This is a genomic window from Mucilaginibacter sp. P4_A11, assembly GCF_056402535.1.
In genome coordinates this window covers 82,382-97,143 of sequence record NZ_JBFUHE010000007.1, presented here as the reverse complement: position 1 = coordinate 97,143, position 14,762 = coordinate 82,382, and the positions used below count along the sequence as shown (strand labels likewise).

Annotated in this window: 14 protein-coding genes; 7 read left to right on the top strand and 7 right to left on the bottom strand. The window is 42.9% G+C overall.

Annotation, left to right across the window (positions count from 1 at the left end):
- Positions 1–22: 22 nt before the first annotated feature.
- Entirely contained in the window at positions 23–1,669 is a 1,647-nt protein-coding gene (locus AC1DUD_RS15340) for a M28 family metallopeptidase (RefSeq protein ID WP_477375786.1), read from the top strand.
- A 197-nt stretch (positions 1,670–1,866) separates the two neighbouring features.
- Here the strand turns inward: AC1DUD_RS15340 and AC1DUD_RS15335 are convergent, their stop codons facing one another.
- The 3 genes from AC1DUD_RS15335 to AC1DUD_RS15325 all read right to left on the bottom strand — a co-directional run bounded on the left by AC1DUD_RS15335 (position 1,867) and on the right by AC1DUD_RS15325 (position 3,148).
- Complete coding sequence (locus AC1DUD_RS15335; protein ID WP_022830459.1) at positions 1,867–2,229, bottom strand: TM2 domain-containing protein; 363 nt, start codon at positions 2,227–2,229, stop codon at positions 1,867–1,869.
- A gap of 210 nt (positions 2,230–2,439) precedes the next feature.
- Complete coding sequence (locus tag AC1DUD_RS15330; RefSeq protein ID WP_477375784.1) at positions 2,440–2,745, bottom strand: DUF2752 domain-containing protein; 306 nt, start codon at positions 2,743–2,745, stop codon at positions 2,440–2,442.
- On the bottom strand, positions 2,738–3,148 hold the full coding sequence (locus AC1DUD_RS15325; protein WP_477375782.1) for a DUF4199 domain-containing protein: 411 nt from the start codon (positions 3,146–3,148) through the stop codon (positions 2,738–2,740). The genes AC1DUD_RS15330 and AC1DUD_RS15325 overlap by 8 nt, the downstream gene beginning before the upstream one ends.
- 156 nt (positions 3,149–3,304) lie before the next feature.
- On the opposite strand from AC1DUD_RS15325, the gene mfd reads away from it, so the two are divergent.
- A complete protein-coding gene (mfd, locus tag AC1DUD_RS15320; protein ID WP_477375780.1) occupies positions 3,305–6,652 on the top strand; it encodes a transcription-repair coupling factor in 3,348 nt (1,115 codons plus the stop codon).
- Between the two features lie 378 nt (positions 6,653–7,030).
- Here mfd and AC1DUD_RS15315 read toward each other — a convergent pair whose 3' ends face one another.
- From AC1DUD_RS15315 to hpt, 4 genes are all read right to left on the bottom strand, one after another.
- Entirely contained in the window at positions 7,031–7,354 is a 324-nt protein-coding gene (locus AC1DUD_RS15315) for a transposase (protein ID WP_477375778.1), read from the bottom strand.
- Between the two features lie 180 nt (positions 7,355–7,534).
- Positions 7,535–8,065, bottom strand: a complete 531-nt coding sequence (locus AC1DUD_RS15310; RefSeq protein WP_477375776.1) for a hypothetical protein — start codon at positions 8,063–8,065, stop codon at positions 7,535–7,537.
- A gap of 106 nt (positions 8,066–8,171) precedes the next feature.
- Entirely contained in the window at positions 8,172–8,672 is a 501-nt protein-coding gene (locus tag AC1DUD_RS15305) for a hypothetical protein (RefSeq protein ID WP_477375774.1), read from the bottom strand.
- Between the two features lie 114 nt (positions 8,673–8,786).
- Positions 8,787–9,326 (bottom strand): hypoxanthine phosphoribosyltransferase, encoded by a 540-nt coding sequence (gene hpt, locus AC1DUD_RS15300; RefSeq protein WP_477375772.1) that lies wholly within the window; start codon positions 9,324–9,326, stop codon positions 8,787–8,789.
- A gap of 151 nt (positions 9,327–9,477) precedes the next feature.
- Between hpt and AC1DUD_RS15295 the strand changes: the two genes are divergently transcribed.
- The 5 genes from AC1DUD_RS15295 to AC1DUD_RS15275 all read left to right on the top strand — a co-directional run bounded on the left by AC1DUD_RS15295 (position 9,478) and on the right by AC1DUD_RS15275 (position 14,686).
- Entirely contained in the window at positions 9,478–10,707 is a 1,230-nt protein-coding gene (locus AC1DUD_RS15295; RefSeq protein WP_477376253.1) for a M16 family metallopeptidase, read from the top strand.
- A gap of 17 nt (positions 10,708–10,724) precedes the next feature.
- On the top strand, positions 10,725–11,297 hold the full coding sequence (def, locus tag AC1DUD_RS15290; protein WP_121232833.1) for a peptide deformylase: 573 nt from the start codon (positions 10,725–10,727) through the stop codon (positions 11,295–11,297).
- A gap of 424 nt (positions 11,298–11,721) precedes the next feature.
- The gene (locus AC1DUD_RS15285) at positions 11,722–12,606 is read left to right on the top strand and encodes a sugar phosphate isomerase/epimerase family protein (RefSeq protein WP_477375769.1); all 885 of its coding nucleotides are present in this window, start codon (positions 11,722–11,724) and stop codon (positions 12,604–12,606) included.
- A 122-nt stretch (positions 12,607–12,728) separates the two neighbouring features.
- Positions 12,729–13,259, top strand: a complete 531-nt coding sequence (locus AC1DUD_RS15280; protein WP_477375767.1) for a peroxiredoxin — start codon at positions 12,729–12,731, stop codon at positions 13,257–13,259.
- Between the two features lie 290 nt (positions 13,260–13,549).
- Entirely contained in the window at positions 13,550–14,686 is a 1,137-nt protein-coding gene (locus AC1DUD_RS15275) for an alpha/beta hydrolase fold domain-containing protein (protein WP_477375765.1), read from the top strand.
- Positions 14,687–14,762 lie beyond the last annotated feature (76 nt).

Here is a 14,762-nt window from a genome sequence, read left to right as displayed (position 1 = left end):
CTTTCGCAAAATTTCTATCAATATGAAAATCAAACACCGATACCTGATGCTTATTGGTGGTCTTGCTATTTTTGCAGGCTGCCAGAATAATAAAAGCGTGCCCGCCGAAAAGGCTGTTACTGCCGCCGAAATAAAGAAATACATTTCGGCATTGGCCAATGATTCCATGATGGGCCGTAAGCCTTTTACCGCCGGCGAAGACAAGGCCATCAAATACATTTCCGAGCAGTTTAAAAAAGCCGGACTTGAGCCGGGCAACAATGGCAGCTATTTCCAGGATGTGCCTATGGTGCAGATCACCAGCACGCCATTTCCCGTAATGGAGATCTCCGGCGGCAAAACCCCGCTCAGCCTGCACTCTACCACCGATTTTGTAACATTCAGTCGCCGCGAGGTCGATTCCGTAACGCTTAAAAACTCGCCGCTAATTTTTGCAGGATATGGCGTTGTCGCACCCGAATATCACTGGAACGATTATGCCGGTCTTGATGTAAAAGGCAAAACAGTAGTAGTACTGGTGAATGATCCGGGCTTTAAAAACGGCGATCCAACCTTTTTTAAAGGTGATACCATGACCTATTACGGCCGGTGGACCTACAAGTATGAAGAAGCCGCCCGCCAGGGTGCTGCTGGTGTACTTATCATCCACCAAAAAGAGCCCGCAAGTTATGGCTGGGAAGTGGTATCAAACAGTAACACTGGCGCCAAACTTTACCTGCAGCAAAAAGATAAGCATATGAACCGATGCAAGGTTGAAGGCTGGATCACCGAAGATATAGGCAAAAAACTATTGGCAGAAGCAGGCATCACCGGCGATTTCCGTGCATTAGCCCGTAAAAAAGACTTTAAAGCAATCCCACTTAAACAATCGGTCACTTTAACTATCAACAACCAGCTAAAATATTCAACATCTCACAATGTTATCGGTACGCTTAAAGGCAGTTCTCAACCTAACGAATATGTGCTATACACTGCACATTGGGACCACCTGGGTGTAGGCAAACCTGATGCCAAAGGAGATAGCATTTATAACGGCGCTGTTGATAATGCCGATGGCGTTGCCGCTATCATCAGCGTAGCCAATGCATTCAACAAGGCTAAAGAAAAGCCTAAACGCTCTATCGTATTTTTAGCCGTTACCGCCGAAGAGCAGGGCTTACTGGGTTCAGAATATTATGCCACCCACCCTATTTACCCGGTTAACAAAACCGTGGCCGACCTTAACATGGATGCCCTTGGCGACTATGGCGAAACCAAGGACATAGCTGTAACAGGCAAAGGTCAGAATGATCTGGAAGATTACGTCGACGAAATAGTCAAAGCGCAGGGCCTTAGGACAGTTGGCGACAGGCACCCCGGTGCAGGCAGCTACTACCGGTCAGATCATTTTAACTTTGCTAAAGTTGGTGTGCCGGCGCTTGATATTAACAATGGCAGCATCAGTGTAATACATGATGGCAGCTATGGTGAGGCTAAACAAAAAGATTACGGCGATAACCGCTATCACCAGCAGGCCGATAACTACACCGATACCATGGACGCTACCGGCATGGCCCAGATAGCCAACATCCTTTACGAAGTTGGCACTAAGCTAAGCAACGAAACAACCTTCCCTGGCTGGAAAAATGGATCGGAGTTTAAAGGTGTAAGGGATAAATCGATGAAGTAAGACAAAATTTGGTCATGCTGAACTTGTTTCAGCACCCCATTTGCTAAGCCGTGTGCAATGCAGGCTTTATACCCTTCTGATGGGGTGCCGAAACAAGTTCGGCATGACGTTTATAATTAAATTTGAAAAAAAAATCCACCCCGTAACAGAAGGTGGATTTTTTATTGATATATAGTGAAACTAACCCTTAAAGGGATTTAGTTGCTCATTTTAGCTATGTTGAAGCTTTCGTAGGCCATTTGCCTGTTGTAATCGTTGGCGATGGTTTTGTAATTGATCAGGTCGACAATGGTACCGATGAAACAAAAGCCTGCGGTGAAAAAATAAAGAATGCCCATACCGATTTGATCGGTCATGAAACGCTGTACGCCTGATACACCAAGGAAACCGGCCAGCGTAGCAAACATGATGTCTTGAGGGTTACGTCTTTTGCTGGCATAAAATGACATAAAAGTACGTGCCTGATTTTCCGTTAAAGAGGCAGTAGCCTGTTGCAGAAATGTATATTCTTCGGGAGTGATACCGTCGAAAGACATATATGGGTTTTGATAAGTGTTCATCTCAGTAAGTTTTAAAGTTTGCGATTGTTTTATGATATAAAGGTATAGCGGGTTCTTTAAAACGCCTATGAGAGATAGGTTAGCAGAGATAAGAAGTCGGTGAATTGATGGGTTTTGGCGGTGAAAGGGAGAACACTTCTGTTCTACTCCCGTCATTGCCAGGTACGAAGCAATGACGGGAGTAGAGAAATTATAGAAGATTTAAGAAAATCACACAACTCCTTTAAACTGCCGTTCAACCAGCCGCGCTTTTAAAAGCACATAAATCCGGTTAAATATCACAGCTGCGGCAGGGATGCCAAGCCAGTGAGCACGAAACGAATTGCTGATATCGCCATGGAAAAGATAAATAATACTATGTCCTAAACCGCAGCCGGGGCACCAGCCTATGCCCATCAGCTTAAGAGGACACAGTGTAAAATGCGACGCTTCAGTTGGCGAGGTCATCGCCAGTGAAAGCATCGCGGCTGTCCAGAACAATAGTTCAAAATATTTTGAAAAATAACGCCTAATCAACTTTGTTTGCCTTATTGGTAAATAACAATGATACCGCGAAGGCAAGCAGTACGCCAACTATCAATGCCCCAAAAATCCGCTCTGAAAAATCCTGTATATTATCGCCCGATGATGAAATGTAGCTGATATAAAGGATAGAACCAAAAACGGCTATGATGCCGCCTACAATTAATATTTTAAAGCTTTGAAAAAGAGCCTCCAAAAAGCCCATCTGACCTTTGCAGTCGTTTTTTCTATAACTCATGATACCAAGAAAAAGACCTACGGCCGGTATAACAAATGAAAAGTATTCGGCTGGGGATACTACATCTTTTTGGGGCATAACACCGAATTTTGGCATGGCAAAAACCCATACTAAGCTTAGTACGCCCACAATTCCCCCGAATAAAACTGCATTCTTCATAATTATAAAATTAAGGTTGAGTTTATAAATTGGTATGCCTGTTTACATACATAAATTTATCATTTAAAAGTAAATAAGCAGCTATATTGTTTGCATTAATTTTAGCCTGATGCTTTTTTAATTGGGTTTTCCTTTTTTGTTTATCTTTGCCGCAATTTGAACATCCGCGATATATTAGACAGGTACAAGGCTGATGACCGGATAAAAGCGTTGGCTACCGCGCTTAACGCATCAAAAAATCCAAGGGTACAGCTACGTGGTTTGGTGGGATCAAGTGATTCGGCCATGGCGGTAGCATTGTATTTTTTGCAGCACAAGCACATGGTGTTTGTACTGCCCGACCGCGAAGAAGCAGGTTACTTCCAGGCCGACCTGGAAAACCTTACCGGCAAAGAAGCTCTGCTGTTCCCCTCATCCTACCGTAAGCCATTTGAATTTACCCAGCCCGACAGCAGCAATGTGCTTGCCCGTGCCGAGGTTTTAAACGAGCTTAACCACAGTACCGAATATGGACAGCTGATTGTTACCTACCCCGAAGCTTTGGCCGAAAAGGTGATAGACCGTTTATCCCTCGAAAAAAACACCCTCGAAATTGCCGTTGGCAACAAACTCAGCATTGATTTTATCAATGAGTTTTTGGTAGAGTATGATTTTGAACGCGTTGATTTTGTGTACGAACCGGGGCAGTTCTCCATCCGTGGCGGCATTGTTGATATTTTTTCTTTTTCGCATGTACTTCCCTACCGGGTTGAGTTCTTTGGCGATTTTATCGAGTCGATCCGTACGTTTGAGATTGAGAGCCAGCTTTCGGCTGAGCGGGTTAAAAGCATCACCATTGTACCTAACGTACAATCAAAATTTTTAACCGAAAACAATATCTCCCTGCTCGAATACGTAGAAACAGGCACGCAGGTATGGATCAAAGACGTTCAGTTTACGCTGGATATTATCCAAACAGGCTATAAAAAAGCCGTGAACCTGTGGAAGGCTCTTTCTGCTGATGAAAAAGCACAAAATCCCGATTGGATAGATCCTAAATTTGGCTTTACCGACGAAAAACTGATCGGCGATCAGCTGCATGATTTTCCGGTAGTGGAGTTCGGCAAGCAGTTTTTTTATAACGATGCTACCGCCATCAATTTTGATATGCGGCCCCAGCCATCGTTCAATAAGGATTTTACGCTGCTCATCCATAATTTTAAAAATAACGAAGCCGATAAGATAGAGAATTTCATTTTTACGGATTCGGCCAAACAGGTTGAGCGCTTGTATGCTATTCTTGACGACCTGGATAAAACGGTAAAATTTACCCCGGTTAGTATCTCGGTCCGTGAAGGTTTTATTGACCATGAGCAAAAATTGGCCTGCTACACAGATCACCAGATATTTGACCGTTATTATAAATATAAAACCCGCAAGGGCTACCAGCGCTCGCAGGCCATCACCCTTAAAGAGCTCCGTGACCTTAAGCCAGGCGATTATGTTACTCATATAGACCATGGCATAGGCAAATATGCAGGTCTGGAAAAGGTAGATGTAAATGGCAAACAACAAGAAATGATCCGCCTTATTTATGCTGATAACGACCTGTTGTATGTAAACATCAACTCGCTTAACCGCATCTCCAAATTCAGCGGCAAAGAAGGCTCAGTTCCAAAAATGAATAAACTGGGTACCGATACCTGGGAACGCCTTAAGAAAACAACAAAAAAAAAAGTTAAGGACATAGCCCGCGACCTGATCAAGCTTTATGCAGTCCGTAAAGCTCAGCATGGCAATGCCTTTTCGCCCGATAGTTACCTGCAAACCGAGCTGGAAGCATCATTTCTGTATGAGGATACCCCCGACCAGGAAAAAGCTACTGCCGACTTTAAAAGGGACATGGAATCGCCCCACCCTATGGACCGCCTCATTTGCGGCGACGTAGGTTTTGGTAAAACCGAGGTTGCCGTTCGGGCAGCTTTCAAAGCGGTAGCCGATAGCAAACAAGTTGCGATACTGGTGCCAACTACTATTTTAGCAGCACAGCATTACAAAACCTTTACCGACAGGCTCAAGGGCTTTCCTGCCAATATTGATTACGTTAACCGCTTTAAATCAACCCGGCAGATCAAGGATACGCTTGAGAAACTGAAGGAAGGTAAAGTTGATATCATTATCGGCACCCATCGTTTGGTGAGTAAGGATGTGAAGTTCAAGGATCTTGGCCTCATGATCATTGACGAAGAGCAGAAGTTTGGCGTATCAACCAAAGAAAAGCTGAAACAGATGCGCGCTAATGTAGATACGCTCACCTTAACGGCTACGCCAATCCCGCGTACGCTCCATTTTTCATTGATGGGCGCGCGTGACCTTTCTATCATATCAACACCACCACCTAACCGCCAGCCGGTTGTTACCGAGCTGCATGTATTCAACGATAAGTTGATCAAGGAGGCTGTTGAGTTTGAGATAGACCGCGGCGGACAGATCTTCTTTATCCACAACCGTGTTGCCGACTTGCCCCAACTGGGCGGCATGATCCGTAAATTGGTACCTAAAGCCCGTATCGGCATTGCCCACGGCCAATTGGAAGGTGACGACCTGGAAGATGTGATGCTCAAATTTGTGAACCATGAGTACGATGTTCTGGTAGCCACAACCATCATTGAGGCCGGTTTGGATATTCCTAACGCCAATACCATCATCATCAACTACGCCCATATGTTTGGCCTTAGCGATCTGCACCAGATGCGCGGCCGTGTGGGGCGAAGCAATAAAAAAGCATATTGTTATTTGTTAAGCCCTCCATTATCAACCCTAACCAGCGAGGCCCGCAAACGGCTTAGCGCTATTGAAGAATTCAGCGATCTGGGAAGCGGCTTTAACGTGGCTATGCGCGATCTTGACATCCGCGGCAGCGGAAACCTGCTTGGCGCCGAACAAAGTGGTTTCATTGCCGAAATAGGCTTTGAAATGTACCACAAGATCCTTGACGAAGCCATACAGGAACTTAAGGAAGATGAGTTTAAAGGCGTGTTCCCAGAGGATAAGCCTCGCCCCTACATATCCTTCACCCAAATTGATACCGACCTGGAGATTCTCATCCCCGATGAGTATGTAACCAATATCTCCGAACGGTATAACCTGTATACTGAACTTTCCAAACTGGAAAACGAAGTGGAGCTACAGGCATTTCAGCAAAAACTCCATGACCGTTTCGGCCCGGTACCTGCGCAGGTTAATGGCCTGCTTAATACCTTACGCCTGCAATGGCTGGGCAAGGCGATAGGTTTTGAAAAGATCTCGCTCAAGAAAAACGTTTTGAGAGGTTACTTTATCACCAACCAGCAATCAACTTATTTTGAAACGGAAGCTTTCAGGAATGTGTTGAGCTTTGTGCAGTCCAATCCAAGGCGCACTAATCTTAAAGAAGTGAAAAACACGCTTAGGTTAGGCATTGAGGGGATTGATAGTGTTGATGAGGCGGTGAGGATGTTAAGCGAGGTTGCCGGGATAGGGTAATTCTTTCCGTTGCCGTATCCACACGGCAACATATCCTTTTTATAAGACATTGACGAGTTGTCGTGAGGACACGACAACGGGGAAATAAAAACGAGGTTTGTGAGACACAAACCTCGGAAAAAAAGTCCAGGTTGCCGTGTCCCCACGGCAACGCACACGCCAAGCAACACGCACGTAAAGTTACATCGCATCCATATAATGCGTTAACCAATCAAACTTTTTATCCTCCTGCTCATAAAATGAACACGACGAAAAATAATATTTATTGGGATCATCAGTTAAATTCCAATGTGCCTGTAAGGGGTTGAGATGGATATAATCCAACTTTTGTTCTAACATTTTTCGGTCGAGTACTTTTATCGGCAATGAGTTGGTTTGTCAAAACAGGTAATTCCGGTTTTTCAAATCGGTTTTGAACTTGGTCAGTAGCTGTTCTTCTGTCGCTTGCAATTCGTCTAAAAACTGATGCCCGGTAAACTTCATAAAGCTGGCAAAAGGCTTTTCCTTGCCATTCATTTTCGATCCAGACCAAATCAGGTGAATGTGATTGGGCATAATAACAAAACCATAGATTTCTATCTTTTTCTGCTTAACCAAATAAATCAGGCTATTTAATACTATGTGTTTAAATTTATCAGTCTGAAGCAGCGGGATCCAGTTGTTAATTGTAGCTGTATAAAAATAGATCTCATCAAATTCCATTAAATAAACGTAACAAGAATTTGGAGATAACGATAGCAGTTTGGAGAATATAATTTATCAGGCATGTTGTCGTGAGGACACGACAACCGGGGAAAGGGTTTGTTGTTTACCGGGAATGCTTTTATCGTTTATAATAATCACTCCCCCGTTGCTATCTCCCCACGGCAACATATCGCGCAATTAAAAAAACACAACCGGCCAGTATACTTTTTCAAAGCCCTTGCAAACATTTATAAAAGCGCCCCCATCTACCGGCTGCATCCAGCCGTAATTTGAGTTCTGTAAGCCTTGGATGTTTTTATCCAGTACTATTCCCGATTCAAAAACTATATGCCCATCCCGTACAAGGTAAAAAGAACTGTTTACTGTAGCCATGTCATCATTTTCACGATATTTAAAAACCCAGTTTTTTTTCATTTGAGCGAGCAAGGTTCTGCTATTTGTTTTCCAGCAAATCCTTTTTCCGACATTAGGATTAAGCTCATCAAAATCTTCGGGCGCAATTACAATATAGGCAGTCCAATCGCCTTTGGAAAAATCACAACCTGAAAACAGCTGTAAACTTTCGCCCGGCTTTCCTTTGGGTAATAAGTGGTTGGGCCTATCATTATTAATTTGCGATAACGGAATAGCGAGGGTGTAGCCGGTTAATGACATAACCACAGCTATTAAAAGCAGGATAGTGACCAGGCTGATAAATATCCTTTTCATTAAGAGAGAAATATTGATTACTTAAAAAAATTAGCCTTTTCAATTAAATAATAAAGCTACAGGTTTTCACCTGTAGCTTTATTATAAAAATATTCCTTTCCTAAAATTAATAAACCGCTGTACTATAAGTAAGTGTTTGCCCGGCTTCTAAAAACAAGTTTGGTGCATGCGTTTTGTCAGAATCATTAATAACGCCATCGCCATTGGTGTCCTTAAACTTCACCGAGCCTATTGTTGCGGCCGGCGTTTGCTTTGGGCTGCTGTCTATGTCTGATTGTGATTTAAAAATACCTATCGGGATTAGCCCGCCATAATAACTTTTGCGGGTGCCGTTCTCAGCAACAATATAATATCCGCCGATATATGCAACTGACGCCGTGATTTTTCCTGAAGCGTCTGCCGTAAGCGTATAAGCAGGAGCTTCGCCGGTATTGGGCTTATTTACATCGTCGTACAACCTTACCGTTGCACCTGCTGAAGCAGCGCCGGTTAGCCCATCCGTTACGGTAATAGCAACAGTTGAAGTAGTTGGCGTGGTTTTATCACATGAAGAGAACAAGAACGAAGCTGCCATGCAGCCTGATAAAAGTAAAGATGTATTTTTCATAAATCCTAAAACGAAGCAGGGGTGTTAATGTTTTAATCAACCGTTAAAAAAATTGCTCGCAAGGCCCTATAAACCAACCTGAACGGCTGGTACTTTATGAAACAAATATTGCTTTTAACCTACCCTTTTATAAATATCTGCCAGGTTCCGGCCCATTTCTTTGTAATCAAGGCCATACCCAACTACAAACTCATTCTCAATTTCAAAGCCTACATATTTAAGCTCGTCTATCGTTTTTTGCAAAGCGGCAGGCTTCAACAATAACGAACATAACTTCAAAGAGGCCGGACCTCTTTCCTTCAGTTTTTCAATCAGGTAATGAGCTGTATTGCCGGTATCTACTATATCTTCAATAATAAGCACGTCTCGTCCTTTTATATCAACCGTTAAATCAATATCCTCCCGTATTTTTAGTGTGCTGGTAGTACCGCCGTAGTATGAAGCTAATTTGGTGAAGTTAATTTCGCAGGGAATGCTCACTTGTTTTATCAGGTCGGCAATAAACAAAAAACTTCCGTTTAGTACGCCAATAAAAACCGGCACGCTGTTATTATAATCTTCACTTAATTGCGCTCCAATGGCTTTCACCTGTTCTTCAATCTTTTCGGCAGTTATCAGTATTTCAAATTCAAGGTCGGCTATTTGTTTTTTCATTTGGTTTTTGTTCGATTTTAAAGGTAGTATGATCTCGCTTTTGTAGTTTAACCGTGGCGAAACTTGTTTTTAAGGTCCTAAAATACTATAAATCACTTACAATAACATGAAAAATAATTGTGACATATAAGCTTATCTTTGCAGTCGAATGATTGACTATCAACTTTATACTTTGCCCAATGGCATTCGTATACTATACAAGCACTGGCCATCTGCAATTACACATTGCTGCTTTATTGTAAACGCGGGTTCACGCGATGAAATTCCGGGACAGGAAGGACTTGCGCATTTCATTGAGCACCTGCTGTTTAAAGAAACCGAACGGCGTAACACCAACCAGATCCTCAACAGGCTTGAACTTGTTGGTGCCGACCTGAACGCTTATACCACTAAAGAGTATACCTGCATCCATGCATCGCTGCTTAACCAGCATCTTGACCGCACTATGGATCTTTTTGAGGATATTTTATTTCACTCCACATTCCCTGATGATGAGCAGGAAAAGGAACGGGGAGTTATTTTAGATGAAATAGCCTCCTATCTTGACCAGCCGGAAGAAGCCATCCAGGACGATTTTGAAGAACTGCTGTTCAAAGAACACCCTATGGGGCAAAACATTTTAGGTACGCCCGAAACGGTTGGCCGGCTTAACGGGGATGATATCCGCAGGTTCATAGCTGCCAACTATAATACAACGGAAATGATCTTTGCCGTACACGGCAATTATGACTTCAAAAAACTGGTAGCCATGGCCGAAAAATATTTTGGGCATGTGCCTTTTAATCAGCTTCAAAAAAACAGGATAAAGCCCGCATTGAGCCCTGCCGGTATCCACCTTTTTAATAAACCAATTTCGCAAACACACTGCATGATAGGTACGCAGGCCTATTCATCAGGGCATGAGCATAAGTGGGGCTTACTATTGCTTAACAACCTGCTGGGTGGCGTTGGTATGAGCAGCCGGCTTAATCTTGAGATCCGGGAAAAACATGGCATAGCCTATACCGTCGAATCAAACTATACTCCCTTAACCGACACCGGTATCTTCTCCATTTATTTTGGTACCGATACAGAAAAAGCCGGCAAAGCATCCAAGCTGGTTCATAAAGAACTAAAAAAACTGCGCGACCAAAAGCTGGGCACGTTACAATTGCACCAGGCCCGGCAAAAATTTATCGGGCAGATAGCATTAGCCGAAGAGAACCGGATGAGCCTCATTATTGCCATGGCCAAAAGCATGGTTGATTTTAATCGCATCGACACGCTTGAAGAGATCTTTGCTAAAATTAACCAGGTAAGTGCCGAGCAATTGCTGGAGATCAGCAATGAAATTTTTGATAATAACCGCTTGATCACTTTGCTATTTGAGCCTAAGCAATAATCCTTTATTTTTGCACGATGAAGTACCCTATCATTGCCTACGGTGATCCTGTTTTAAGAAAGAAAGCAACAGCCATTGAGCCCGACGAGTATCCGCATATAAAAGAACTGGTTGATAATATGTTTGAAACCATGTATGCGGCCCGTGGTGTTGGCCTGGCTGCGCCACAGGTGGGCATGTCAATGCGTTTGTTTGTGGTTGATGCCACACCTTTTGATGATGACGAACCGGAACTGAAGGATTTTAAAAAAGCATTTATCAACGCTACCATACTCGAAGAAACCGGCGAGGAATGGGGCTTTAACGAAGGCTGCCTGAGCATACCGGATATCCGCGAGGATGTGTACCGCAAGCCTGTTGTACGCATGTCATATTATGACGAGCACTGGAAGCATCATGAAGAAACCTTTAAAGGTATGGCCGCCCGCGTTATCCAGCATGAGTACGATCATATTGAAGGCAAGCTATTTACCGATAAGCTAAGCCCGCTGCGTAAACGCCTTATCGAAAAAAAGCTCAATGAGATTTCGAAAGGCATGGTTGATGTGGATTATAAAATGAAATTTCCAAACATTAAAAAAGGAAGATAATCCTTGTTAAAGTATACGAAAAGAGGCTATATCATCAGCCTCTTTTTTTTGACCTATTCAGCCACTTAAGCGATATATGGTTTTGAGTTGGATTGACTCTACTAACAAAAGGGGGTTAACAGGGTTAACATTTACTTATATAGTTAATAATCAAACTATTTAATGTTTTTTATGTGAAAAACATGTTACCCCCCTTTTTGTATAAATATTATCGGCTAAATTTCAATTTATAGGTAACACAACACCAAGGGGTGATCAATTTGATTTATGATACAGCCTCTTTTTCTTTTCTATACTCCTTAGCCACGCCTGTAAAAATTACAATACTATATCTCTGCATTAAACCAATCAACGTAACTTCGGTCTTTGTTTTGGCATTTTTAATGCGTTATATTTACACAACCAATTAATAAAACATAAACCAATGACTACCAGACGCTCCTTTCTAAAAACTTCGGCGCTACTTTCAGCAGGTTTGCTGGCAGCTCCTAATTTGTTTGCATATGATAAAAAATATATCGGCTTACAATTATATACCGTACGTGATGCCATGGCCGCTGATCCCGTTGCTGCATTAGCAAAAGTTGCCAAAACAGGCTATACCTCTGTTGAAGGTGCAACCTATACAGGTACCGAATTATTTTATGGCATGCGCCCCACTGATTTTGCAAATGTTTTAAAACAGAACGGCCTCATTATGCCAAGTGCGCACTACCGTTTAGGTGAAGAGCTGGTTAATGGCGAACATCAGAAAGGTACCATCATGAACGACTGGAAAAAAGCGGTTGACGATGCTGCTGAGGCAGGTGTGCAATACATGGTTTGCGCCTACCTCTCCCAATCAGAACGCGGCAATCTCGACCATTATAAAAACGTGGCCAACATGCTTGATATCGCCGGCGAAACCTGTAAAGGCGCAGGCATCCAGCTTTGCTACCACAACCATGATTTTGAATTTATACAGGAAAACGGCAAATACCCATACGAGATCTTATTGGAAAATACCGACAAGGACATGGTGAAAATGGAAATGGACCTTTACTGGGTAACCAAGGCCAACCAGGACCCTATCGCGCTTATCGATAAACACCCCGGTCGTTTCCCGCTGTGGCATGTTAAGGATATGGATAAAACCCCCGAAAAGAAATTTACTGAGGTTGGTAACGGCACCATCGACTTTAAGAAGATCTTTACCCAGGCTAAAAAATCTGGCCTTAAATACTTCTTTGTTGAGCAGGATGTTTGCCCAGGCGATCCTTTTAACAGCATTACACAAAGCATCAGCTATATTAAAAAGAACCTCGTGTAATATTGTTTTTACACTGAATGCTAAAGGCTTGCGATTAAAACAAATTGCAAGCCTTTTTTATTTTAAAAGCACCAATCGGAGTATAACACATTTAACGTAAGTAAGGAAAAATGAGCCCAACCATGATCAAATACCTCATAGCCATTTTACTGGCCTCTTTCCTGTTTGCCTGTGCTGCCGAAGCACAAACCGGAAAACAACTTGTTACCGGAGATAAAATCCCATCTTTTTCCCTTACTGATCAAAACGGCAAAGCTTTTAACACTGCCGAATATGTGGGTAAAAAAGTACTGGTTATCTATTTTTATCCAAAGGATGAAAGCATGGTTTGTACCAAAGAGGCCTGTGCTTTCAGGGATAGCTTTGATAAATTTACTAAAGCTGGCGCTATGGTTATCGGCATAAACAGCGGCACGGTAGCAAGCCACAAGGCCTTTGCCAATCATTATAAACTGCCCTTTACAGTGCTGAGTGACCCAGACAACAAGGTTTACGATATGTTCGGCGTAAAAAAGAAGTTTTTTATGTCGGGCCGGGAAACTTTTGTGGTTGATTTGAAAGGCAAAATAGTTTATACCCACGAGGCCATGCTGCAAGGTAAGGAACATGCCGACGATGCTTTGGCATTTATCAACTCTGCTAAAGCCAAATAGATGATAAGCCCCTTAAAAATCCTTTTTGGTATTGGGATTACCTTGGCTCCATAGCCTGATGCTGGCTACCTTTTGTAGTTTAACGTCAGCGCCATAGTTATTTATGTGTGGACCGGCTACAAGGAAAAGAACAGCGAGTGGTAAACACTTTTGAACAAGCTTATACTAAAAATCAGACCAAAAAGGGAGGGTATATTATTGTACCTGTTTTATGGATTGTGCCTAAATTAAAATTTTTAAAATGGTAACGAGTGGATAGTACGCCACAACTTATTTCATAAAACTACTACATGATCCGTTTAATTATCATAATTATTTTATTCCTGTTATCGCTGCTTACTATTTTCAAAGCATTTGAATACTACATGTGGCTGCTTTCCATCGTGGTAACCGAGTTTTCATGGTTTTTCATTGTTGTAATTTCCATAGCCATATTAAGCGGTTTTTATGTGAGCAAATACCAGCTTGCAGGTACTATTTTAGGGCTGATAGCTTTGGTGCTCTTCGCTTCGCCTATATTTAGGGCTTACGCTGTTGCCGGCAGTTTAAAACAAAATTTTAGCGCCGCCTTTGGGACGGGCAGTACCATTATCAATGGTGACAATAATCAGCAGCCATTTAGTTTTTGGAAAATATTTCCGAGTCGTAAAACCGTAAATAGCAAACAAATAAATTATGTTTCTTATCCCGATGGCACAACGCTTTCTATGGATTATTATCCATCGCAGATAGTTGGGAACCGGTCATGTGTTATTGTTGTTCACGGCGGAGCGTGGAATAAGGGTGATAATAAACAGCTTCCCGAATTGAATAGTTATCTGGCCTTACGGGGTTATAACGTGGCAGCTATCAATTACCGGCTTGCACCAAAATACCAGGCTCCGGCTCCGCCTGAAGACCTGCGCGCAGCGTTCAACTATTTAAAAACACACGCTCCCGAACTTCATATCGATACCAATAATTTTGTATTACTCGGCCGCTCGGCCGGGGCTCAAATAGCCTTGATGGCGGCTTATACCATGCACGAAAAAAACATCAAAGGCGTAATTGATTATTATGGCCCTGCCGATATGGTTTGGGGGTATTCTATTCCGTCAAGTCCACTCATTATGGATTCGCGCCAGGTAATGCGTGATTATATTGGCGGCGGCTATGAGCAGGTTCCGGAAAAATTTGCGGCAAGTTCACCATTGGAGTTTATCGATCATCAATCACCCCCAACATTGATCATTCATGGAGACAACGATGTGCTGGTATCGCCCGAGCACAGCCGACGCATGAATGAAAAACTGGCTAAAAATGGTATCAAACATTTCCTGCTTAAACTACCCTGGGCAACCCACGGTTTCGATTTTAATTTGAACGGGCCCGGCGGGCAGCTGGCCACCTATACTGTGGAACGCTTTTTAAACACGGTAACGAAATAATATGTTAAAAACAGCAATCACAGGCACACGCATAGCAAGCGTTCAAACCCCTTTGGCGAAAGTCTTATGTGCAGGA